15 protein-coding genes are annotated in these 22,748 nt (G+C 62.3%); 11 read left to right on the top strand and 4 right to left on the bottom strand.

Going from position 1 to position 22,748, the window contains the following annotated elements; all coding sequences use genetic code 11:
• Nucleotides 1–6 precede the first annotated feature (6 nt).
• A complete protein-coding gene (locus E1748_RS23910) occupies nucleotides 7–4,683 on the top strand; it encodes an RHS repeat-associated core domain-containing protein (protein WP_133649752.1) in 4,677 nt (1,558 codons plus the stop codon).
• Nucleotides 4,684–7,174: 2,491 nt separating this feature from the next.
• Here E1748_RS23910 and gyrB read toward each other — a convergent pair.
• The 3 genes from gyrB to dnaA form a co-directional block, all read right to left on the bottom strand.
• Nucleotides 7,175–9,646, bottom strand: coding sequence for a DNA topoisomerase (ATP-hydrolyzing) subunit B (gyrB, locus tag E1748_RS23890; RefSeq protein WP_133649751.1), 2,472 nt, complete (start codon nucleotides 9,644–9,646; stop codon nucleotides 7,175–7,177).
• Nucleotides 9,647–9,759: 113 nt separating this feature from the next.
• Nucleotides 9,760–10,863, bottom strand: coding sequence for a DNA polymerase III subunit beta (dnaN, locus tag E1748_RS23880; protein ID WP_133649750.1), 1,104 nt, complete (start codon nucleotides 10,861–10,863; stop codon nucleotides 9,760–9,762).
• Nucleotides 10,864–11,172: 309 nt separating this feature from the next.
• On the bottom strand, nucleotides 11,173–12,741 hold the full coding sequence (gene dnaA, locus E1748_RS23875; protein ID WP_240766775.1) for a chromosomal replication initiator protein DnaA: 1,569 nt from the start codon (nucleotides 12,739–12,741) through the stop codon (nucleotides 11,173–11,175).
• 374 nt (nucleotides 12,742–13,115) lie between these two features.
• On the opposite strand from dnaA, the gene rpmH reads away from it, so the two are divergent.
• The 4 genes from rpmH to yidC all read left to right on the top strand — a co-directional run bounded on the left by rpmH (nucleotide 13,116) and on the right by yidC (nucleotide 15,773).
• Complete coding sequence (gene rpmH / locus E1748_RS23870) at nucleotides 13,116–13,250, top strand: 50S ribosomal protein L34 (protein WP_133649748.1); 135 nt, start codon at nucleotides 13,116–13,118, stop codon at nucleotides 13,248–13,250.
• Between the two features lie 25 nt (nucleotides 13,251–13,275).
• A complete protein-coding gene (gene rnpA / locus E1748_RS23865) occupies nucleotides 13,276–13,755 on the top strand; it encodes a ribonuclease P protein component (RefSeq protein WP_133649747.1) in 480 nt (159 codons plus the stop codon).
• Nucleotides 13,756–13,835: 80 nt separating this feature from the next.
• Nucleotides 13,836–14,066, top strand: a complete 231-nt coding sequence (gene yidD / locus E1748_RS23860; protein ID WP_133649746.1) for a membrane protein insertion efficiency factor YidD — start codon at nucleotides 13,836–13,838, stop codon at nucleotides 14,064–14,066.
• 30 nt (nucleotides 14,067–14,096) lie between these two features.
• Nucleotides 14,097–15,773, top strand: a complete 1,677-nt coding sequence (gene yidC, locus E1748_RS23855; protein ID WP_133649745.1) for a membrane protein insertase YidC — start codon at nucleotides 14,097–14,099, stop codon at nucleotides 15,771–15,773.
• An 80-nt stretch (nucleotides 15,774–15,853) separates the two neighbouring features.
• Here yidC and E1748_RS23850 read toward each other — a convergent pair whose 3' ends face one another.
• Entirely contained in the window at nucleotides 15,854–16,276 is a 423-nt protein-coding gene (locus tag E1748_RS23850; protein ID WP_133649744.1) for a transcriptional regulator, read from the bottom strand.
• Nucleotides 16,277–16,576: 300 nt separating this feature from the next.
• Here E1748_RS23850 and mnmE point away from each other — a divergent pair, with 300 nt between their 5' ends.
• The 6 genes from mnmE to E1748_RS23820 all read left to right on the top strand — a co-directional run bounded on the left by mnmE (nucleotide 16,577) and on the right by E1748_RS23820 (nucleotide 22,747).
• On the top strand, nucleotides 16,577–17,974 hold the full coding sequence (mnmE, locus tag E1748_RS23845) for a tRNA uridine-5-carboxymethylaminomethyl(34) synthesis GTPase MnmE (RefSeq protein WP_133649743.1): 1,398 nt from the start codon (nucleotides 16,577–16,579) through the stop codon (nucleotides 17,972–17,974).
• 19 nt (nucleotides 17,975–17,993) lie between these two features.
• Nucleotides 17,994–18,563 (top strand): RNA polymerase sigma factor, encoded by a 570-nt coding sequence (locus E1748_RS23840; protein WP_133649742.1) that lies wholly within the window; start codon nucleotides 17,994–17,996, stop codon nucleotides 18,561–18,563.
• Nucleotides 18,563–19,306, top strand: coding sequence for an anti-sigma factor (locus tag E1748_RS23835; protein ID WP_133649741.1), 744 nt, complete (start codon nucleotides 18,563–18,565; stop codon nucleotides 19,304–19,306). The genes E1748_RS23840 and E1748_RS23835 overlap by 1 nt, the downstream gene beginning before the upstream one ends.
• 143 nt (nucleotides 19,307–19,449) lie before the next feature.
• Nucleotides 19,450–20,754 (top strand): NAD(P)/FAD-dependent oxidoreductase, encoded by a 1,305-nt coding sequence (locus E1748_RS23830; protein ID WP_240766774.1) that lies wholly within the window; start codon nucleotides 19,450–19,452, stop codon nucleotides 20,752–20,754.
• On the top strand, nucleotides 20,739–21,539 hold the full coding sequence (locus E1748_RS23825; protein ID WP_240766773.1) for a DUF1365 domain-containing protein: 801 nt from the start codon (nucleotides 20,739–20,741) through the stop codon (nucleotides 21,537–21,539). Before E1748_RS23830 ends, E1748_RS23825 begins: the two co-directional genes overlap by 16 nt.
• A complete protein-coding gene (locus E1748_RS23820; protein ID WP_133649740.1) occupies nucleotides 21,536–22,747 on the top strand; it encodes an SAM-dependent methyltransferase in 1,212 nt (403 codons plus the stop codon). The genes E1748_RS23825 and E1748_RS23820 overlap by 4 nt, the downstream gene beginning before the upstream one ends.
• Nucleotide 22,748 lies beyond the last annotated feature (1 nt).

Here is a 22,748-nt window from a genome sequence, read left to right as displayed (position 1 = left end):
GACTCCATGGGCGATGTGCAAGACAGTCCAACGTTAACTAGCCAGCAGAAGCTCGCTGCATTGGACCAGCGCGACAGCAACGCTGGTGCCGTCCAGGCCGTAGCCAACACCGGCCTCGCCATCAATGCCGCCCAGGTTGCTGCAGCAGGAACCAGCGCATGGTCAGCCGGTACGTTCGCATGTTTTGCTGGACGCGTGATTGCACCGCTTGGCGGTGCGATGCTGGGTGGGATGCTGGCCAACGTTGTTGGAGCCGATCGCCCGGTGACCTGGTTGCTCGGGAAGGCGGGTCTCCCGGCTGTGGCGAAACCGGGAAAAGCGCCGGCCCATGTCGAGCATAAGATCGTTCACGAGAATGCATTTGCTGGTGCTCTCGCGGGCCTTGTCGCCGGCATTGCAGTCGGGGTTGCGATCGCCGTTGCTGCAGCAGCAATCGTGGCAACTGGCGGGGCTGCGGCAGTTGCAATTGCAGCTGCAGGGCCATTTGTGGTCGGGTTTGTAGCCGGCGCGGTGGGTGGCTTTGTCGGCGCTGCGGTCGCAAACGGGGTCAGCAAAACCGGCTCGGTAACCGGTGCAATCGCGAAGGGTTCTCCGAATGTGTTTTTCGAGGGCAAGGCAGTTGCTCGCGTCACCGATCCCGTGACATGCAGCAAGGACCCGGGAACGCCCCCGCCACAGATCGTGCAGGGAAGCAAGACGATCTCGGTGAACGGCTTGCCGCTGGCCCGCATCGGTCACAAGATCACGTGTTCCGCGACCATTCAGGAAGGATGTCATTCAATCAGCGCCGATCAGACTACGGGTACCTACGGCAAGATCAACGCCAATATAACGCTGCTTCAGCAACTGGTTCTGACGGCGGCGGACGTAATTATGATGCGTTCGGCCACAAAGGAAGGTGGCTTATTCGATAGTTTGTTGCGCACATTGCTCGGTGAGCCAGTCGACATGGCAACCGGCGACTACGCGGACTACCGCACGGACTTCACGTGGCCACACGTGTTACCGCTGACGTTAAGCCGCGTCTATGCGGGGCGCGAACCGGTTTCCGGCCTATTGGGTGACCGATGGATCTGCAACTGGTCGCAGCGCTTGCAGTACAACGCGGCGCCCGACGACGGCCCCGCAACCGTCACGTTTTTTGATGCTAACGGTCAGCAGCTTGTTTATCCCATTCCACAGGAACCGTTCAACGCGGTCAATGTGTGGGCGCCGCACTACGCGCTGCATGGAACGCGGGAGCGGGCAGTTATTTTCGACGAGCGGACACAGCAGTCTCTCATTTTTCAGCGTACCGATCCGCAGTCCGATGCCGCTCGCCTGACCCGCATTGAAGACCGAAACGGCAACGCGATCGATTTCGAGTACAACACGCTGGGACGCCTTTGCCGGGTGTTGCATAGCGCGGGCTTGACTCTCTGGGTTAACTGTAATGCCCAAGGCTTGTTGCAAAGCATATCAGAGCAGCCTGGCGGCAAAGATGAGCTGGTGGCTTACCGCTTCAATGGCGCGCGGTTGAGCGACGCGCATAGCCGCTTCCATGGAGAGTTCCATTTTGGCTATACCAGTGAAGGCTGGTTGAATCACTGGCGCGACAGCGGTGCGACCCAGGTGTCGCTGGAATATGACGCACGTGGCCGGGTGATTGCCACGCGCACGAACACCGCACTGTACGACGACCGTTTCGAGTACGACGATGGTGAACGGCGAACGACCTATATCGATGCATTGGGACAGCAGCATCTGCGCTGGTTCGATGCCGAGAACCGGCTGATCCGCTCGCAGGACCCATTGGGGCGGGTCACGGAGTCGACTTACGACGAGTATGGCTGGATACAGACGCGCACAGATCCATTGGGGCGTGTTGTCAGCTTCAGGCACGACGCACGCGGCCGATTACTGCAACTTACGGACGTCTACGGCCGGGTAACGCGTTACCAGTGGGATGCGTCCGGTCAACTAATCGAACGACAGGACGAACGTGCCGCGACGCAGTGGCATTACAACGCGGAAGGCAACCTTGTGGCGTTCCGTTCCCCTGTTGGAGAGACGCGGTTTCGCTACGATCCGTGCGGATTGCTCGTCAGTCGAACCGATCCCGATGGGGCAACGAATGAATGGAAGTACGACGAAGCGGGCCGGTCGCATAGCTGGGCCGACGCTCTCGGTCGGCAAACGCATTTCAGTCATGATCGTTATGGGAGACTGACTGGCTGCACCGACGCGGCCGGCCACCGTACGTCGTATAGCTATGAACCGGGGCCGGACAATCCTCGTGAGGCACTCAGCCATGTCACCTATCCGGACAAGGCTATCGCACAGTTTCACTATGACCGCGAAGGATTGCTGGAAGAGGCGGTCAGTCCGTTGGGCCAACGTACCCGCTATACGTGGGGCGCATTCGACCTTCTCGCCAGCGTGACGGATCCCGCCCAGGCCGTCACGCAATACCACCGTGATGGTGCTGCGCGCCTGATCGGCGTAACGAACGCGGCGGGCCAACACTGGACGCTGGAGCGCGATATCGCCGGTCGGGTGGTGGCGGAAATCGACTGGAGTGGCCGGCGCACCCGATATGAACGCGACCTGCTCGGGCAGGTGACGGCGAAACACCTGCCCGACGGAGTTGTCCTGCGCTTCGAGCGCGACGGGTTCGATCGGGTCGTCGCGGCGACCGGTCCCCAGCAGCGCCACACATTTGTATGGGGCGAGCAGGGACAGTTGCTTCAGGCTCGTGTCTGGGAGCTGGACGAGTCCGGTGCATGGAAAGCTGATAACGAGGTGCATCTCGAATACGACGAGATGTTCCGGCTGGTCGGTGAAACCCAGCATGGCCAGTCCCTGCGCTACGAATACGATGTGATGGGGCGCCCGTCGTCCCTGAGCACACCCAGCGGTAGAACGCTGTGGCAATACGACGTCGCCGGGCAGCTCGAAGCAGCGGACAGCAACGGCCATCAGTTCGGCTTCGACTACGACCCGCTCGGGCAGGAGACGTCCCGTCGCTACCATCCATCCACGCAACGACAGACGTGGCAACCGGAATGGGCCGCGACGTATCCGTATGGCTACGCCCAGCGGCAGGACTACGATCCACGGCGCTATCCTGTTACCCAGACCGCCGGTGTACAGGCATGGCAGGCGGACGCCTCGCCTGCGCCTTTCGATGTGCAACGTACCCGTCACTATGAACGGGATGCGGCAGGCCGTTGTGTTGGAATGCAGGAGGGGCGCGGTGGATTGCCGCAAGCGGCCGATCACTGGCGCTACGATGCGCGCGACCAGATTCTTGAGGTCCGTCATGAGCGCACCGAAAGCCGGAGCGGTTACGAGCGCTACGCTTACGACGCACTGGGCCATATCACAGAGCAACAGCTCGACGGCGAATCGACACAGGTCCACGCGTACCAGGGCGACCAGCTGATCAGTGCGGGACCGAACCACTATCAATACGATGCACGCGGCCGACTGATTATCCGTACCGAGCAGCTCAATGGTTTTCGGCCCAGGGCATGGCGCTACAGCTGGGATGACTTCGATCGATTACGCGAGGTGTTGACACCCGAGGGTAGACGCTGGACGTACCGGTACGATGCATTCGGACGGCGCATCAGCAAGGAATGTGCGCAAGTTTCGGACACGCATCGTCCGCACCGTTTTGATTACCTGTGGTGCGGTAGCCGGATGATCGAGGCATGGCGGACCTATGGCCAGAGGGATGGCGCGCGGCACGACATCCAGCGTTGGCACTATCGTCCTGGTAGTCACACGGTGCTGGCGCAGGAGCGGTTGCGCTACGACGACAAGCCCGATCTGCGCACCAGCGAATGCTTTCCGCTGGCGTGCGATCCCAACGGAGCACCGCACACTTTGTACAGCAGCGACGGCCGCGTACTATGGAGCGCGCAGCGAACGCTGTGGGGAAACACGGCGCAAGATGGTGCCCGGGACTCTATTCGGCGCGCGGTGCGAGACCAGTTGCGGACAAGTAAACTGGACAGTGACGAGTACGATCCGCCTGACTGCGAGTTGCGGTTTCCGGGGCAGTGGGCCGATGAGGAGAGTGGGCTTCACTACAACTTCCGACGGTACTACGATCCGCAGACAGGGCAGTACCTGAGCGTTGACCCGATCGGACTCGACGGCGGACTGAGGACGCATGCGTATGTGCATGACCCAGTGCAGTGGGTTGATCCTTTGGGGTTAGCAGCCTGCTTTGATGCCAGCACGGGTCGATGGCGCGATAGCGGAACCGGTCGTTTCGTTAAGACAGCCGACGGCGTTGATTCTCATTTGGCTCAATTTAAAGACGGCGCATCCTATATAACTCCGACAAAAGCACTTGATGATTACGGACGCGATCCCATTGGACGCCCCGATGGGCAATTTGTCACGTCAAGCTCATATATGGATGATGTCATGAATTCCACGGGCGGGGATCCGGCCAAACTTGAAACGGCGCTTGGAATTCCATCCGGATCGTGGCAAGGAAAGCCGCTTAGCCGTATTGATATTCCAGATCCCTCGTCGCTGGGTCTTCGCATGGCAACAGGTACTGAGAACGGAGCGAACGAATTTTGGATGCCTGGAGGGTATACGTCTGGTGGCGTCCCGGAGGCAGTCACGAATCAAATTCCTGCCGGGAGTTATATTGAAAGTCCTGTTGGGGGTACTTCGAAATGATTACAGCGGAAGAGTTCAAAGAGCCCTGGCTATATAGAGTATTTTTCCGGGAAGATCTGCCAATTATGGCTGTACTGATGGGAGGGATCGCTCAGTATGAAAAGGAAATAATTCTGACTGAGGCCCAGTACGAGACGTTCCGCAAGGACCGCGACGCTGCGCGCATCTATGCAACGTCCATAGTGAAGGGCACGACGACGAGTCCGGGCTGAACTACGACCTGAACCCGCTAGTACGACCCGGAGTCGGGGCAGTACCTCACCCCTGATCCGATCGTGCTGGGCGAAGGAACCGGACGCATGCGTATGTGCACGAATCCATGTACGCAAAAACGGACAGCCCGGTTTCGTGTCATACCGCTACCGGTTCGTGTCGCCGCTTGCGTTGTGTCTCTGGGCGGGTCGTGATGCGGATGAAATAACATCGTGCACACCAGTGGCCGTTACGGATTGTGTTCGGCGTCGCCAACCACCGATGGCCGCGAGCGCACTCCCATTCGAGGCGCGTCGAGCTGTTTATGTAAGTCTCAGACACGCACTTTCCATCATGCTCCGCAGCTATCCCACGCATCAGATCGATGCCGAGCGTGAGTGACTCACGATGACACGCAGCACACCAGTGTCCCGCAACAATACTGGCAGCGGTGGCCTGCCAGCGATGTCCGAGCGCACACTCCCACTGGAGTCTGGTCGCCGCATTTCGATACTCCTGAGACAAACAGGCACCACCTTTCTCACCCGCGAGCTTGCGCATGGCATCGATCCCGAACCTCAGCGCGGCGTGCTGACATTGCGGACACCATGTGCCGCGGAAAATCCGCGCACCCAATGTTTCCCATTTGTGTCCTTCGCGACAACGAAACGCGTAATACGCTTTGCTACCCTCGTACTGTGATGCGAGACAGCTACCACCGCGGCTACGCGCACATTCGCGCAACCGCTCAAGTCCGTCTTTACTCCGATAGGCGAGCACCTTTCTTTGATCAGCGCATATCCGGCACCACGCACCACGCTTTACCTCGTGGCCCGACGTGGTCCATTCATGCCCCTGTGCGCATCGGAAGAGGTAGCGGTCGACCAGCCTGGTGAATTGGGTCGACAGGCATCGGCCGCCACGTTCTTTCGCGATGGTACGCAACCCCTTCAGGCCCGCCGGGTCAGTCATCTTTTTTGAGTGTAGGGCGCGCGCACATGGCACACACCACGTTCCCTTCTGCAGATTGATCGGGGTCTTTTCGAAGACGTGACCCTCGCGGCACTCGAACTGATGGAGGATGGTTCGCCCCAGATACGTTTGGTTCAGGCAGCGTCCACCCGCCTGCTGGGCACGAGTCTGCAGCCGCCCAAGCGAGTCAGCGTCACGGCAGGCCGGACATGCAACCAGGTAGTACAGAAGGTGCGAACCGGAACGGCTCGACTCGTGTCCTCTTCTGCAGCGAAATCGGTACTGGGCGTTTCACCCGAGCCACTGCGATTCGAGCAGCTTCAGTCCATAAGGAACGAGCGCCTGACGTAGATGTTTGAGCTTCTCGGCTGACAACTTTCACTGCTCCGTTTCCTGGTAACTGATCCGCCGTGCTTATGCAGGCCGCATATATCAGTCACAACACAGGTGTTGCGATTGTTTCTCCTACGATATCTCAAACGTAGCGAGGACGACATATTGAGACTCGGGGTCGGTTTGGAAATTGCACCAAAATCGCAGCTGCTCATTCAAAAGGTAGCCCGGTCGACACCCTTCATCACGGAGAAAACGCTAAACGCCAGCGTCTCATAACTCGATGTCGTCGCCACGCGGGCGTGGTATCCCCGCAATTCACGGATATAGCGGTGAGATTCGCATCTCGGGTGACGGCAAAAACATCGGAACGGGCAAAGCAGTCAAATGTGTACTGATGGAGAGGCAGGGACACCGGATGACACCCTGCACGCCGCAGAAGGGCTGATTTGCATGTGTCGGGGGCGCCAATTGACGCGTGCGTGTTCGGGACGACAGCCTTGGGAACGTGAACGGCCGTCTCCCCGGTGCTGCTCCGGTGCCCACTGTCACGCAAATTCCTCGACGAGAGCTACGCTCAAAGTGTGCACTGGCGTTGAGCGTAGGACGTCCTTTACGGCTCACGTCCTGCTTTGTGACTCAGTCACTACCGCGCGGACTGAAGGTCCGTGGAAACACAACCGGCGAATGCCGGTCAATCAATCGATATCCCTTCGCCGGACGGTTGGATTTGTGCCGACTTAATTCGGTTACACGGCGATTACACAAACCCAAGAAAACAAAAAGCCCAGTCACGAGGACTGGGCTAAATGCTTGATTTCTCTGGTAGGGCGTGAGTGACTCGAACACTCGACCTACGGATTAAGAGCCCGTAAATCAAAGTGCTGAGGTACCACCCATAACAATGTAGGCCAGTCGCACCAACTTAGTCGCTCAGTCGCAAAACTGTGGCGCCAGTCGCATCTACTCTGGCACCCTACGGCCGGCCCCCCCCTCAAACATCAATATTCCCCGCCCTCAACGCATTCGACTCAATAAACGCCCGCCGCGGCTCCACATCATCACCCATCAACGTAGTGAAAATGCCATCGGCAGCAATCGCATCCTCGATCTGCACACGCAGCAGACGTCGCACGCTCGGGTCCATCGTCGTTTCCCACAACTGCCCGGGATTCATCTCGCCGAGCCCCTTATAGCGCTGCATCGACACGTTGCGCTCAGCGTCCGCGATCAACCACCGCATCGCGTTCTTGAAGTTCGTGACGGCCATGCTGCGTTCGCCGCGGCGGATCACCGCGCCTGCGCCGATCAATCCCTTGAACGTGTTCGCTGTGGTCACGAGCTGCTGGTAATCGGCGGTCAGCTGGAAATCCTCATCGATCACCGACACCTTCAGGTTACCGTGGCGCTTGCGCTCGACGCGCAGCGACCGCAACTCGCGCACCGGGTCGTACATCGCGTACACCGACACCTCGGGCTTCAGCGGATCGTCGCGCAGCCGGCTCTCGAGCGAGCGCGCCGAGTGCTCCGTCGAAGCCTCATCCGACAGATCGATCACGACGCCGTCCATGATCGCCTCGAGCGACTGCTCGTCGTACAGTCGGCTCAAGCGATTGACCACCGCCTGCGCAAGCAGATACGAGCGAGCGAGTTCGCCGAGCGCATCGCCGGCGATCGGCGCTGCGTTCTCGGTGGGCACGAGATCCGAACCCTGCAGCGCGAGGCGCAGCATATGCGCGTTACGTTCGGGTTCGTCCTTCAGATACCGTTCGTCCTTGCCCGCCTTGATCTTGTACAGCGGCGGCTGTGCGATATACACGTAGCCGCGCTCGATGATGTCCGGCATCTGCCGATAGAAGAATGTCAGCAGCAGCGTGCGGATGTGCGCGCCATCCACGTCCGCATCGGTCATGATGATGATGCGGTGGTAGCGCAGTTTGTCCAGGTTGTAGTCTTCCTTGCCGATGCCGCAACCGAGCGCGGTAATCAGCGTGACGAGCTGCTCCGACGAAAGCAGCTTGTCGTAGCGCGCCCGCTCGACGTTCAGCACCTTGCCGCGCAGCGGCAGGATCGCCTGGAACTTGCGGTCGCGGCCCTGCTTCGCAGAGCCGCCTGCCGAGTCGCCCTCGACGATATAGATCTCCGACTTCGCCGGATCCTTCTCCTGGCAGTCAGCGAGCTTGCCCGGCAGGCCGACGCCGTCGAGCACGCCCTTGCGTCGCGTCATCTCGCGCGCCTTGCGCGCGGCGTCACGCGCCCGCGCGGCATCGACGATCTTGCCGCAGATGATCTTCGCGTCGATCGGCGTTTCCAGCAGGAATTCCTCGAGCGCCTTCGCGACCACTTCTTCAACCGGCGCACGCACTTCCGACGAAACCAGCTTGTCCTTCGTCTGCGAGCTGAACTTCGGCTCGGGCACCTTCACTGACAGTACGCACGACAACCCTTCGCGCATGTCGTCGCCGGACGTCTCGACCTTCGCCTTCTTCGCGATCTCGTTGTCGGCGATGTACTTGTTGATCACGCGCGTCATCGCTGCGCGCAGACCGGTCAGGTGGGTGCCGCCGTCGCGCTGCGGAATGTTGTTCGTGAAGCACAGCACGTTTTCGTTATAGCTGTCGTTCCACTGCATCGCCACTTCGACGCCGACGTTGTCCTTCTCGCCGGAGATATGAAAAATGGCCGGATGCAGCACAGTCTTCGTCTTGTTGATGTACTCGACAAAACCCTTCACACCGCCAACGAACGCGAAATCCTCTTCCTTGCCGGTGCGTTGATCGGTCAGGCGGATGCGCACGCCGTTATTCAGAAACGACAGTTCGCGAATGCGCTTGGCGAGAATGTCGTAGTGATATTCGATGTTGTTGAAGATGGTTTCGTCGGCCATGAAGTGCACTTCGGTGCCGCGATTCTCGGTGTCGCCGATCACAGGAATCGGTGACACGGACACGCCGTCCACGGTTTCGACCACGCGGTTCTGCGGTACGCCGCGGTGGAACTCCATGAAGTGCTTCTTGCCGCCGCGGCGCACGATCAGCCGCAACCAGCTCGACAGTCCGTTCACGCACGACACGCCCACGCCGTGCAGACCGCCCGACACCTTGTAGCTGTTCTGGTCAAACTTGCCGCCGGCGTGCAGCTCGGTCATCACGATTTCGGCGGCGCTGCGCTTCGGATCGTGCTTGTCGTCGAGCTTCACGTCCGTGGGAATACCCCGGCCGTTATCGGTGACGGAGATCGAATTGTCCGCGTGGATGATGACCTGAATGTCGTTGCAGTGACCCGCCAGCGCTTCGTCGATCGAGTTGTCGAGCACTTCGAATACGAGGTGGTGCAGACCGGTGCCGTCCGAGGTATCGCCGATGTACATCCCCGGTCGCTTCCGGACCGCCTCCAGACCTTCGAGGATCTGAATGGACGAGGCGCCGTAGCTGTTATCGGGTTGCGAATTGTTCGTTTCAGTCATGGATTTTTTCCGGTTCTGCGTTGCTGCCTGGTTGCTACTAGAGGACTTTCAAAACACCATAAAAACGCCAAAGGGGCGCTGCGCCCCTTGGTGTGTTCTGGTTGTCGGACGCGTCAGATGCGCATCGGCATCACCACGTACTTGAATTCCTCGTTATCGGGAATCGTGATGAGCGCACTGGAACTGGCGTCGCCGAGGCTGATCTGCAGCATGTCGATCTTCAGGTTCGCGAGCACGTCGAGCAGATACGTGACGTTGAAACCGATATCGACCGTATCGCCCTGGTACGCGATTTCCAGTTCTTCCTGCGCTTCTTCCTGGTCCGCGTTGGTGGACATGATCTTCAACTGGCCCGGCTCGATGATGCAGCGCACGCCCTTGAACTTGTCCGACGTGAGAATCGCCGCGCGCTGCAGCGAACGCTGCAGTTCTTCGCGGCCGATCAGGAAAGTGTTCTTGTGCGACTTCGGGATCACGCGCTGGAAGTCGGGGAACTTGCCTTCGACGAGCTTCGACACCAGCTCGACCTGACCGAACGTGAACTTCACCTGGGTCGCGGCAATGTCGATCTTCAGCGTGTCGTCGATGTCTTCGAGCAGACGTTGCAGCTCGAGGATTGTCTTGCGCGGGATGATCACTTCCTGGCGCGGGAACGATCCGTCGATTTTCATCGACGAATACGCGAGGCGGTGACCGTCGGTCGCAACCGCCATCAGCTGGTCGCCGTCGACCACAAGCAGCATCCCGTTCAGGTAATAGCGGATGTCCTGCTGCGCCATCGCGAAGTGGACCATGCCGAGCAACTGGCGAAAGGTCTTTTGCGGCACCGACAGATTCGCGCCGAAATCTTTGGCCTGCGCGACGGTCGGGAATTCGTCCGCGGCGAGCGTCTGCAGCGCGAAGCGGCTCTTGCCCGACTGGACAGTGAGACGTTTGTCCGACAGCGTGAGGGTTACCTGACCGTCAGGCATCGCGCGCAGGATGTCGAGCAGCTTGCGCGCAGCGACGGTCGTCGCAATCGACTCGCCACCGACGCCGAAATCGGCGCGCGTGGTGATCTGCAGTTCGAGGTCCGTGGACAGGAAAGACACTTCGGAACCGCTCTTGGTGATCAGCAGATTGGCGAGGATCGGCAACGTGTGGCGGCGTTCGACGATGCCGCTCACGGTTTGCAGCGGCCTGAGGAGGTTATCGCGTTCGGTCTTGACCAGTTGCATAGATTTCCTTCGTTGATATGACGGCCTGCGCGCCTCGCCCGGCTCACCGCCGCGCGCCTGCGGCCCCCTGCCGGCGCCGCCATGCAGCGCCACCCACTGCTTCAAAAGCCGCCCGCGACCGCCGGGCGGTTAAACCTGTATTGTGCCTGAAAACGAAACCGCTTCCCTAAAATGGGGACGTTCCGCGAAATAAACAGGGCGCTTTTATTGCCTGCGTCCGCGGCACCTCGTTCGCGCCGTCCCGGCGCGTTCAGCTTTCCGTTTTGCGTTTCGTTACCTGTGGCCATGCTCCGTCGGAGCGGACACCGCTTACCCCTTCAGCGTCTGCTCGAGCACGTGCAGTTCGTGATTCAACTGCGCGTCCTTGCCGCGCTCGTCGGCGATCTTGCGGACCGCGTGCAGCACGGTGGTGTGATCGCGGCCGCCGAACAGCTCGCCGATTTCCGGCAGGCTTTTCTGCGTCAGCTCCTTGGCCAGATACATCGCGATCTGCCGTGGCCGCGCGATGTTCGCCGGACGCTTTTTCGAGTACATGTCGGCAACTTTGATGCTGTAGAAGTCGGCGACTGTTTTCTGGATGTTTTCCACGGAGATCTGCCGGTTTTGCACGGTCAGCAGATCCTTCAGCGCTTCTTTCGTCAGCTCGATCGAGATTTCGCGGCCGTGGAATTTCGAGTACGCGAGGATCTTGCGCAGCGCGCCTTCGAGTTCACGCACGTTCGAACGCAGATGCTTCGCGACGAAAAACGCGACGTCCTCGTTAAGGCTCACGTCTTCGGACTGCGCCTTGCGCATCAGGATCGCGACGCGCATCTCGAGTTCGGGCGGCTCGATCGCCACCGTCAGGCCGGAATCGAAGCGCGAGATCAGCCGATCGTCGATGCCCGAGATTTCCTTCGGGTACGTATCGCTCGTGATGATGACCTGCGCCTTGTTCGCGACGAGCGCCTCGAACGCGTAGAAAAACTCTTCCTGTGTGCGCGATTTGCCGGAGAAGAACTGGATATCGTCGATCAGCAGCAGATCGAGCGAATGGTAGTAGCGCTTGAAGTCGTCGAACGCTTTGCGTTGGTACGCCTTCACGACGTCCGATACATACTGCTCCGCGTGGATGTAGCGGATACGCGCGCCGGCCTTGTCCATCAGCAGCTGGTTGCCGATTGCGTGGATCAGGTGGGTCTTGCCGAGCCCGACGCCGCCGTACAGGAACAGTGGGTTGTACGACACGCCGGGGTTGTCGGCGACCTGGATCGCGGCTGCGCGCGCGAGCTGGTTGGCCTTGCCGGTGACGAAGTTGTCGAACGTGAGGACCGGGTTCAGCTTCGAGCGCTCGTACATCGAGTCGTTCTCGCCGCCCGACGCCGGACCCGAGCCGGGACGCCACGTGCGACGTGCGGCGGCGGCTTCGTTTGCGTCGAGGCTGGGCAGGTCGAGATCGGCTGCGTCATCGGCGTGGTGATGCGCGGCACCGTTCGACACGCGCGCGGCACCGTTGCCGAAGCGCGCGGCCTGGGCCGCCTGCACCGCGCCAACCGCTGCGCTGACTGCGGCGGAGCCGCCATTGCCGTTACCGGCAGAAGCGTTCGGAGAAGTACGAGCGGGCGCCGACGCAACAGGCGCACGCAGACCTGCCTTGGGATCGAGAACGAACTGCACATCGACCGGAGCCTGCCAGAAATCGCGGGCGAGGTCGGTAATGCGGCCGGAAAACTGGCTCTTGACCCAGTCGAGCTTGAAGCGGTTCGGCGCGGCGATGCTCAGCGTATGTGCATCGGCGTCGAAGGCGACCGGAGCCAACGGTTTGATCCACGTCACGTACTGCTGGGGCGTCAATTCGCGCTCCAGCAATGCGGAACAGTGTTGCCAGAATTCGTTCATCGAGTTGCTGTCTTTATGTGCACGGCGGTCCGCTTGCCGCTTCCTGTCGCGCACGGCGCGGCGAGGCCCGGAGCAGCCAGATGGAACGGCCCCAGGCGCTTGCGCCACAAGGGTTTGCGGGAAGCAGGCGAGCCGGGGCGTCGTGCAGGATTCTTGGGATTAAGGCGAGATTCTAACGCCAAATCGGCGCTGAAAGGAGAGTTATCCACAGGGACCGACCAACCTGTTCCGCGCCCCGGCCGCTGTGGGACACGCTTCTAAACTATTGACGGCCAAGAGAAAACCGGCTTAAATAGCGGGTTCCGCAAAACCCGATTTCCAGCACCACGCGCTCCCTGCGATGCTCGCGCGGTCCATTCTCAAGTGAGAGCAACATGAAACGTACTTACCAACCTTCCGTGACGCGCCGCAAGCGCACCCATGGCTTCCGCGTTCGCATGAAGACCGTCGGTGGTCGCAAAGTGATCAACGCACGCCGCGCGAAGGGCCGCAAGCGCCTCGCGATCTAAGGCTGCTTCAAGCGGATTGCGCACCGTGTCCGGCACCCGCGCTTCAGCGGGAGCGGCTCACGCGACGCAACAGGGTTCGATTCCGTTGCCAGCGCAAGCCGCCTTCCCCAAAGCCGCAAGGCTGCTGAAAACGGATGAATTCTCATCCGTTTTTCGTTTGCGCCCATGGCGCCGTTCCGCGCATTTCGTCGTCTATGGCCGCCCGACAGGCAATGAAGCACGCCTCGGGCTCGTGGTCGGCAAGAAGCACGCGCCGCGCGCGGTCACCCGCAATCTCGTGAAGCGCATCGCCCGCGAAGCGTTCCGGCTGCGACGCGCCGACTTCGGAGGATGGGACGTGCTGCTGCGCCTGCATACGCGCATCGACAGGAAGGCGCTCCCGAGCGCCTCGTCGCTGCCGTTGCGAACCTTGTGCCGCGAAGAAATCGACATGCTGCTCGACAAGGCAGCACGCGAGATCGCGCGGCGCGAAGCGCCCGACTCACCGCCGGCTGCGACACCATGACGCGGAACCGGCACACGCGTGCCGCCGGACAACCGGCGCTGCTACCCCGCCCGACGCGTCGTCGCCCGGTCGATCAAGCCATGCAAACGGTACTCTTCGCATTGCTGCGTTTTTACAAGGTTGCCGTCAGTCCGCTGCTCGGCAACCGGTGCCGTTTTTATCCTTCCTGTTCCGACTATGCGCGCGAAGCAATCCAGTATCATGGCGCCGCGCGCGGAACTTACCTCGCCGCCAGGCGCCTGTGCCGCTGTCACCCGTTTTCGGCGGGCGGCATCGATCTCGTCCCGCCTCCCACTTCTGAAAAGCGCTGACGCGCCGTTCCCTCGACACTGAGACAACGCATGGATATCAAACGCACCGTCCTATGGGTCATCTTCTTCATGTCAGCGGTCATGCTGTTCGACAACTGGCAGCGCGACCACGGACGCCCGTCGATGTTCTTCCCGAGCGCCACGCAGACGCACACCGCGGCTAGCGCCGCGCCGGGCACGACGACCCCAGGTACCCCGTCAGCGGATCTGCCGGCGAGCAGCGCCGCCGGCACGACTGCGGCCGCCCCCGGCAACACGGCGGCGTCGGCCGCACCGGCGCAACTGGTGCCGTTCAGCACCGATGTGTATAGCGGCGAGATCGATACGCGCGGCGGCACGCTGTCGAAGCTGTCGCTCGTCAAGCAGGGCGACGGCAAGCAGCCCGACCTCGTCATCACGCTGTTCGATCGCACCGCCGACCACACGTACCTCGCACGCACCGGCCTGCTCGGCGGCGACTTCCCGAACCACACGGACATCTTCACGCCGGTTGCCGGCCAGGTGCACGCGCTGACGGGCGACGCGAAGTCGTTCCAGTTGAGCTTCGAATCGCCGGTGAAGGGCGGCGTGAAGGTCGTGAAGACCTACACGTTCACGCGCGGCAGCTATGTGATCGGCGTCGACACGAAGATCGTCAACGTCGGCACGGTGCCGGTCACGCCGACGGTCTACATGGAACTCGTGCGCGACAGCCAGCCGGTCGAAACGCCGCGCTTCTCGCACACGTTCATCGGACCGGCGGTCTACACGTCGGAGCACCACTTCCAGAAGATGTCCTTCAGCGACGTCGACAAGAACAAGCAGGATTACGCGACGTCGGCCGACAACGGCTGGATCGCGATGGTCCAGCATTACTTCGCGTCGGCGTGGATTCCGCAGCAGGGCGTGAAGCGCGACATCTACGTCGAGAAGTTCGACTCGTCGCTGTATCGCGTGGGCGTGAAGGAACCGGTCGCCACGATCGCGCCGGGCCAGTCCGCCGATGTGTCGGCGCGCCTCTTCGCCGGTCCGGACGAAGAGCGGATGCTCGAAGGCATCGCGCCGGGCCTTGAGCTCGTGAAGGACTACGGCTGGGTGACGATCATCGCGAAGCCGCTGTTCTGGCTGCTCGAGAAGATTCATGGCTTCGTCGGCAACTGGGGCTGGGCGATCATCCTGCTCACGCTGCTGATCAAGGCGGTGTTCTTCCCGCTGTCGGCGGCGAGCTACAAGTCGATGGCGCGGATGAAGGCCATCACGCCGCGCATGCAGGCGCTGCGCGAACGCTTCAAGGGCGATCCGCAGAAGATGAATGCGTCGCTGATGGAGCTGTACAAGACCGAGAAGGTGAATCCGTTCGGCGGCTGTCTGCCGGTGGTAATCCAGATCCCGGTGTTCATCTCGCTGTACTGGGTGCTGCTGTCGTCGGTGGAAATGCGCGGCGCGCCGTGGATGCTGTGGATCAACGATCTGTCGCAGCCGGATCCGTTCTACATCCTGCCGGTGTTGATGGCCGTGTCGATGTTCCTGCAGACGCGCCTGAACCCGACGCCGCCGGACCCGATCCAGGCCAAGATGATGATGTTCATGCCGATCGCTTTCTCGGTGATGTTCTTCTTCTTCCCGGCCGGTCTCGTGCTGTACTACGTCGTGAACAACGTGCTGTCGATCGCGCAGCAGTACTACATCACGCGGATGATGGGTGCGAAGAAAGAGAAGGCCGCCTGAACCTGAGGTCGTCTTTTCCGCCTCACAAGTAAAAAAACCGCCCGGCGCAAACCGGGCGGTTTTTTTATGGGGCGTCGGTTTTATTCCTTGTCGGCGTCGCCGTAGAACTGCGAAACGAGTTCCTGCACGAGGTAGCGGTGATGCGGCGTCAGCGCTTCGATCTTCGTCGCGAGTTCGAGTGTTTCCGGCGACACCGGATATTTCTCGCCACGCGGACGCGGCTTCGGCACCGTGCGCTTCGCGTCGGCAGGCGGAGGTCCGTAGTGCAGCCAGTGCAGATCGACGGCGAACCAGTCGGCGAGCGTCTGCAGCTTGTCGACGGTCGGAATCGTGCGGCCGCTCAGCCATTTGTGCGCGGTCTGCGGCGAGATCGGTTGACCGTCGCGATAGCGCAGATTGAAATGCAGGGCGAGCTCGGTCGGTCCCTGCGGGTTCTCGGTCACGCGGCGCATCGCGAATAGCAAACGCTCGGCGAAGGCTGCTTTTTCTTCAGCGGTGGGCATGGCGCGATTGTGCATTTCCACTGCCCAGCGACAACAACCGATTACGACATTTTTATCTCATATTGTTGATATCTAGCTTATGTCGTCATCGGCCCAATCATTAACGCATGAGCGCACGCCCGGCGCAATGGCTTTCACAGCGTGGATGACGAGCTTGTGACGCACAGCTTTATTCAATCGACACTCCAGCGTCGCTATCTCAATTAAGATAATTCCTAGTTCTTCTGGCCAGGTGTCGAAGACGTGCGCGTTACAATGCGTCGCTTCACGTCGTCGCTGCTTTTTCTCCTTTCCCGCACCATGCTCATCACCGATTCCGATCCGATCGTCGCCATTGCCACCGCTCCGGGTCGAGGCGGAATCGGCGTCGTACGGATCTCGTTCGGCCGCGCTGGCGAAGCTGCCGCGCAACCGTTGATGCAGGCGCTGACCGGCCAGACGTTGGCGCCGCGACATGCGAGCTACGTGCCGTTTCTCGACGGCAACGGCGAGGCGCTCGATCGCGGTATCGCGCTGTATTTCCCCGCGCCGAATTCGTACACCGGCGAATACGTGCTCGAGCTGCAGGGACACGGCGGTCCGATCGTGCTGCAGCTCGTGCTGCAGCGTTGTCTCGCTGCGGGGCGGCCATTCGGTTTGCGTCTCGCGGAGCCGGGCGAATTCACGCGCCGCGCGTTTCTCAACGACAAGCTCGATCTCGCGCAGGCCGAAGCGGTCGCCGATCTGATCGAGGCCAGCACCGAAGCGGCCGCGCGTTCTGCAGGACGTTCGCTCGACGGTGCGTTCTCGCGCGACATCCACGCGCTCGTCGAAGAGACGATCACGCTGCGCATGCTGGTCGAGGCGACGCTCGACTTCCCCGAAGAAGAGATCGATTTTCTCGAAGCTGCGGATGCACGCGGCAAGCTCACGCGTATCCGCGAGCAACTCACGCGCGTGCTCGCCGATGCGAAGCAGGGCGCGCTGCTGCGCGAAGGGTTGTCAGTGGTGCTCGCGGGGCAGCCGAACGTCGGCAAGTCGTCGCTGCTGAATGCACTGGCCGGCGCCGAGCTCGCGATCGTCACGCCGATCGCCGGCACGACGCGCGACAAGGTTGCGCAGACCATCCAGATCGAGGGCATCCCGCTGCATGTAATCGATACAGCGGGTCTGCGCGATACCGAAGACGAAGTCGAGAAGATCGGCATTGCGCGCACGTGGAACGAGATCGAGCGGGCGGACGTCGTGCTGCATCTGCTCGATGCGCGCAGCGGGCTGACGCCCGAGGACGTGGCCATCGCGATGCGTTTTCCTGCGGGCGTGCCGGTCGTGCGCGTGGTCAACAAGACGGATCTGACGGGGCAACCCGCCGCTGTCACGCTGACTGAGAGCGCGGGCAACGACGTGCGCGAAGTGCGGCTGTCGGCGAAACAGGGCGACGGCATCGGGCTGCTGCGCGAGCAGTTGCTGCAGATCGCAGGCTGGCAAGCGGGGCAGGAGAGTCTGTACCTCGCGCGTGAGCGGCATCTGATTGCATTGCGCGCGGCGCAGGAGCATCTCGCGCTCGCGGCGCAGCACGCGGATCAGAACTCGCAGGCGCTCGATCTGTTCGCGGAGGAACTGCGGCTCGCGCAGGAACAGCTTAATTCGATCACGGGCGAGTTCACGTCCGATGATTTGCTTGGTGTGATTTTTAGCCGGTTTTGCATTGGGAAGTAGCCCAGGCATAATCGCTCCCATGCCCATCTCCCCCGACACCCGAACCGCCGACACCCTCGCCGCACTGCTGGAAGGCGTCGCAAGTCACGACGCAGCGGCGCTCAAAACGCTCTACGACGTCACGTCGTCGAAACTGTTTGGGGTCGCGCTGCGTATACTCGGTAAGCACGAATGGGCCGAGGAAGTGTTACAAGACGCATACATCAACATCTGGCGTTTCGCCGGTGACTACCAGCAGACCCTGTCCGCTCCGCAGACGTGGATGGCGACGATCGTCCGCAACCGCGCGCTCGACTACCTGCGCCGGCAGAATGCCGCCGAAACCGGATGGATCGACGAACTCGACGAACTGGTTCAGGGCAATGAGCCCGATCCCGCCGACCGGTCGCAACTGAGCGGCGAAGCGCAACGTCTCGCCGGCTGCATCGAGCGGCTCGACGCCACGCAACGCCAGGCTATCGCGCTCGCGTATTACCGAGATCAGAGTCACGGCGAAATCGCCGACAACCTCAAGGCTCCGCTCGGCACCGTGAAGTCGTGGATCAGGCGCGGGCTCGAGCGTTTGCGCGCGTGCCTGGGAGAGCTCTGATGGACTTGCGACGCTATCCCGATCTGCTGGACCGGCTCGCGGGCGAATACGCGCTCGGTACGCTGCGCGGCGGCGCACGCCGTCGCATGCGCAGTTACGCGGAGCGCGATCCAGTCGTCCGGATCGCGCTCGAACGCTGGCAACGCCGGCTCGACGCGATGGCCGAACTGGCACGGCCGGTCACGCCGCCTCCGTCTGTGTGGGCAGCGATCGCGCGGCGGCTGCGTAGCGAAACGACGCAAGCAGTACCGCAGCAGTCGTCCGGCCGTAGTGCGACGTTCTGGCGCCGCTGGGCACTCGCGGCTTCCGCATGTGCCGTCGTCGCCGTCGCGCTCGTTGTGCCGCCGGTGCGACATCTGCTTGAGCCCGGCGTCCCCGTCGCTCCGCAGGAGGCCGCGACGTCTGCCGGCCCGTTGCAGGTCGCGGTGCTGAACGACACGCAAGGACACGCCACATTGCTCGTCACATGGAACGCGCAGCGGGGAACCGTCGCGATGCATTCGCTTGTGGCTGTCGAAACGCCAGCCGGCAAGGCGATGGAACTATGGGGCTTGCCGGCGCAGGGACATCCGGTATCGCTTGGTCTGCTACCGGCCGGCGTGACCGGTACGCTCGCGACGCGCCACGACCCGCACGCCTACGCCCAACTCGCGGTGTCGCTCGAGCCGCCGGGCGGCTCTCCCAATCCTGCCGGACCGAGCGGTCCGGTGCTGTTCGTCGGCAAGCTGGTGCCTGCCACCTGACACTCGCCGAAGTCGCCGCATCGCCGTTGTAGACCGCCGCATCCAGTCCTGGAGGCGGCGCGTATATAGCGCATGATGCGCAACCACTCGTCCCGTCCTCAGTACCCTCGCCGCGCCGCCGACTCGCTGCCGGAGCGCCAGCCATGACGCGCGCGCCGGACATGCGCGAACCCGGCCGCCGCGTCGCGGTCGTCGGTGCGGGCATCGCGGGACTCGCGAGCGCGTATCTGCTCGCGCGTCGTCATCGCGTGACGTTGTTCGAAGCGGCAACCTCTGCCGGTGGTCACACGAACACCGTCGACGTCGAACTCGACGGCGTCGTGCATCCAGTCGATACCGGCTTTCTCGTCTTCAACGATCGCACCTATCCGAATCTGATCGCACTGTTCGACGAGCTCGGCGTCGCGGCGGTCGACAGCGAAATGTCGTTCTCGGTGTCGGTCGATCGCGGCAACCTCGAATGGGCCGGCACGAACCTGAACACGGTGTTCGCGCAGCGACGCAATCTGCTGTCGCCTGCGTTCGTCGGCATGCTGCGCGACATCGTCCGGTTCAACGCACAGGCACCCGCCTATCTGGCGACAGCCGTTCAAGGCGGGGGATCGGTGGGCCAGCTGCTCGGCGCGGCCGGTTACGGCGCGCGCTTTCGCGAGCACTATCTGCTGCCGATGGCGGCGGCAATCTGGTCGTGCGCGACCGCCGATGTGTTGCGCTTTCCCGCCGCGACGTTCCTGCGCTTTTGCCTGAATCACGCGCTGCTGCAGGTCGCCGGACGCCCGACGTGGAAAACCGTCAGCGGCGGCGGACGCGACTACGTGCGGCGTATCGTGAGCACGCTCGACGACGTGCGTACCGCGTCGCCGGTCGTCGATCTGCGGCGCGACGCATCCGGTGTCGCGCTGACGACCTCGGCCGGCACCGAACGCTTCGATGCCGTCGTGCTCGCGACGCATGCCCCCGACAGTCTGCGGATGCTCGGCGATGCCGACGCATTCGAACAGCGCACGCTCGGGCCGTTTCGCTATCAACCGAACGTCGCCGTGCTGCACACCGACACGATGCTGCTGCCGCGCAGACGGCGCGTGTGGTCCGCGTGGAATTACGTGAGCGCGCGCGACGGCCGTCCCATCGACGACGCACGGCCCGTGTGCGTCAGCTATCTGCTGAACCGGCTGCAGCCGCTGCCGTTTCGACAACCGCTCGTGCTGACGTTGAACCCCGTCGCGCAGCCGGCCGCCGGCACGGAGCTACGACGTTTCACCTACGATCACCCGTTGCTCGATCAGCCAGCCATCGATGCGCAGACGCGTCTTCCCGCGCTGCAAGGTCATCGGCAAACCTGGTTCGCAGGGGCATGGACCGGCTACGGTTTTCACGAGGACGGCCTGAAGTCCGCGCTGCGCGTCGCCGCGGATTTCGGCGTGCAGCCGGCATGGGCCACGCCATGAACGCGACGATCAACGGACTCAAAGGACCGCTGCTGCTGCTCGGCCACGTCGTACACATGCGACTGCGGCCGGTTAAGCACCGGTTCGTCTACCCGGTGTTCTGCGTGCGTTGCGACATGTCGCGGCTCGCGGAACTCGATCGCTGGTGGTTCGGCATCGGCCGTTTCGCGCCGCTGAGTCTACGCGCCGCCGACTATGGCGCATGCGACGGCAGCGATCCCGGCACGTGGATCCGCGCGCGCCTCGCGCAGGCCGGTCTGCACGCGCAGGGACCGCTGTGGCTGCAGACCTTCCCGCGCGTGTTCGGTTACGCGTTCAATCCCGTCAGCTTCTGGTTCAGCTATGACGACGACGCGCAGTTGCGGGCGCTCGTCGCCGAGGTGCGCAACACGTTCGGCGAGCGTCATTGCTATCTGCTTGGAGCAGCGGACGGCGGCGCGATCGACGCGCATACGTCGCTCGCGTGCCGGAAGGTGCTGCACGTATCGCCGTTCTGCGACGTGCGAGGCCACTACGTGTTCCGCGTGCGCGAAAGCGCGCAACACACGTCGATCTCGATCGACCACTACGACGGCCACGTCGATGGAACGGCCGTGATCCGCACGAGCCTCTCTCTGCGCAAACACCCGCTCACCGGCACGACCGCGCTCGCCACGCTGCTGCGTCAGCCGTGGATGACGGTCGCGGTCGTCGTTCGCATTCACTGGCAGGCGCTGCGTCTCGCGATCAAGCGCGTGCCGTTTTACGGCAAGCATCCTCCGTCGTCCGGAGCAAAGAGACCATGACGTTCCTTCGCACTTTCTTTCCGGCCAGCGACACACCGGCGGCAGGCCGACTCTTTCTCGCGACGCTCGGACGCATGCGTCATGGCCGCCTGCTCGTCACGCTTCCGGACGGCACACAACGCACGTTCGGCGATCCGCACTCGCCCGACGGCGCGCATCTGCTGCTGCACGACTGGCGCGCGTGCGCAGCGATCCTGAGAGCCGGCGACATCGGTTTCGCCGACGCGTATCGCGCGCACTGGCTCGACACACCGGACGCCGTCGCGCTGGTGCGCCTTGCGCTCGCCAACGAAAGCGCGCTGCCGCGCACCGTGACCGGCAGCCTGGCCGCCCGCGCGTGGTACGGGTTGCGGCACTGGCTGCGCGCGAATACGCGCAACGGCAGCCGCCGCAACATCCACGCGCATTACGACATCGGCAACGCGTTCTACGCGCTGTGGCTGGACCCGACGTTCACCTATTCGAGCGCATTGTTCGAAGACGATCTCGCGCGCACGCTCGAAGCCGCGCAGCACGCGAAGTATCAGCGCATCGTCGACGTGCTGTTACTGCGGCCCGGCATGCGCGTGCTCGAAATCGGCTGCGGCTGGGGCGGTTTCGCGCTGCATGCGGCTCGGCTCGGCATTCACGTGCATGGCGTCACGCTGTCGCGCGAGCAACTCGAACTGGGACGCGCGCGCATCGCGGCGGCAGGTCTCGAGCGTTACGCGAACCTCGAACTGACCGACTATCGCGATCTGGATGGGCAGTACGATGCCATCGTGTCGATCGAGATGTTCGAGGCGGTCGGCGAGCGCTACTGGCCGATGTTCTTTTCGAAGGTGAAGCAGTGCCTCGCGCCGCGTGCGAGCGCGCTCGTGCAATCGATCACGATCGACGATGCGCGCTTCGCCGCATATCGCAGTTCGAGCGACTTCATTCGCGAAACGATTTTCCCCGGCGGCATGCTGCCGAGCGTCGAACGTTTCATCCGTGCCGCACGTCGTGGGGGCTTGCGAGCGCATGAGTCGCTGTCGTTCGGCAACGACTACGCGTACACGCTGCGACACTGGCGCACGGCATTCGAGGCGCAGCTCGAAGCGGTTTGCGCGCAGGGCTTCGACGAGATCTTCATCCGCACATGGCGGCTCTATCTTGCGTACTGCGAGGCCGGCTTTCTGGAGAAACGCACCGGCGTCACGCACTTCCTGATTACGCAGGGCGATTGAC

Origin of the sequence: Paraburkholderia flava, from assembly GCF_004359985.1 — a bacterium.
Taxonomy (GTDB): Bacteria; Pseudomonadota; Gammaproteobacteria; order Burkholderiales; family Burkholderiaceae; genus Paraburkholderia; species Paraburkholderia flava.
This window is presented reverse-complemented; position numbering and strand designations above follow the sequence as displayed.

What these genes read in the sequence shown, in the direction of transcription:
- yidC (WP_133649745.1), top strand. Translation starts at nt 14,097, where the DNA reads ATGGATATCAAACGCACCGTCCTATGGGTCATCTTCTTCATGTCAGCG.
- E1748_RS23835 (WP_133649741.1), top strand. Translation starts at nt 18,563, where the DNA reads ATGGACTTGCGACGCTATCCCGATCTGCTGGACCGGCTCGCGGGCGAA.
- E1748_RS23830 (WP_240766774.1), top strand. Translation starts at nt 19,450, where the DNA reads ATGACGCGCGCGCCGGACATGCGCGAACCCGGCCGCCGCGTCGCGGTC.
- gyrB (WP_133649751.1), bottom strand. Translation starts at nt 9,646, where the DNA reads ATGACTGAAACGAACAATTCGCAACCCGATAACAGCTACGGCGCCTCG.
- E1748_RS23850 (WP_133649744.1), bottom strand. Translation starts at nt 16,276, where the DNA reads ATGCCCACCGCTGAAGAAAAAGCAGCCTTCGCCGAGCGTTTGCTATTC.
- rpmH (WP_133649748.1), top strand. Translation starts at nt 13,116, where the DNA reads ATGAAACGTACTTACCAACCTTCCGTGACGCGCCGCAAGCGCACCCAT.
- E1748_RS23840 (WP_133649742.1), top strand. Translation starts at nt 17,994, where the DNA reads ATGCCCATCTCCCCCGACACCCGAACCGCCGACACCCTCGCCGCACTG.
- mnmE (WP_133649743.1), top strand. Translation starts at nt 16,577, where the DNA reads ATGCTCATCACCGATTCCGATCCGATCGTCGCCATTGCCACCGCTCCG.
- E1748_RS23825 (WP_240766773.1), top strand. Translation starts at nt 20,739, where the DNA reads ATGGGCCACGCCATGAACGCGACGATCAACGGACTCAAAGGACCGCTG.
- yidD (WP_133649746.1), top strand. Translation starts at nt 13,836, where the DNA reads ATGCAAACGGTACTCTTCGCATTGCTGCGTTTTTACAAGGTTGCCGTC.
- dnaA (WP_240766775.1), bottom strand. Translation starts at nt 12,741, where the DNA reads ATGAACGAATTCTGGCAACACTGTTCCGCATTGCTGGAGCGCGAATTG.
- E1748_RS23910 (WP_133649752.1), top strand. Translation starts at nt 7, where the DNA reads ATGGGCGATGTGCAAGACAGTCCAACGTTAACTAGCCAGCAGAAGCTC.
- E1748_RS23820 (WP_133649740.1), top strand. Translation starts at nt 21,536, where the DNA reads ATGACGTTCCTTCGCACTTTCTTTCCGGCCAGCGACACACCGGCGGCA.
- dnaN (WP_133649750.1), bottom strand. Translation starts at nt 10,863, where the DNA reads ATGCAACTGGTCAAGACCGAACGCGATAACCTCCTCAGGCCGCTGCAA.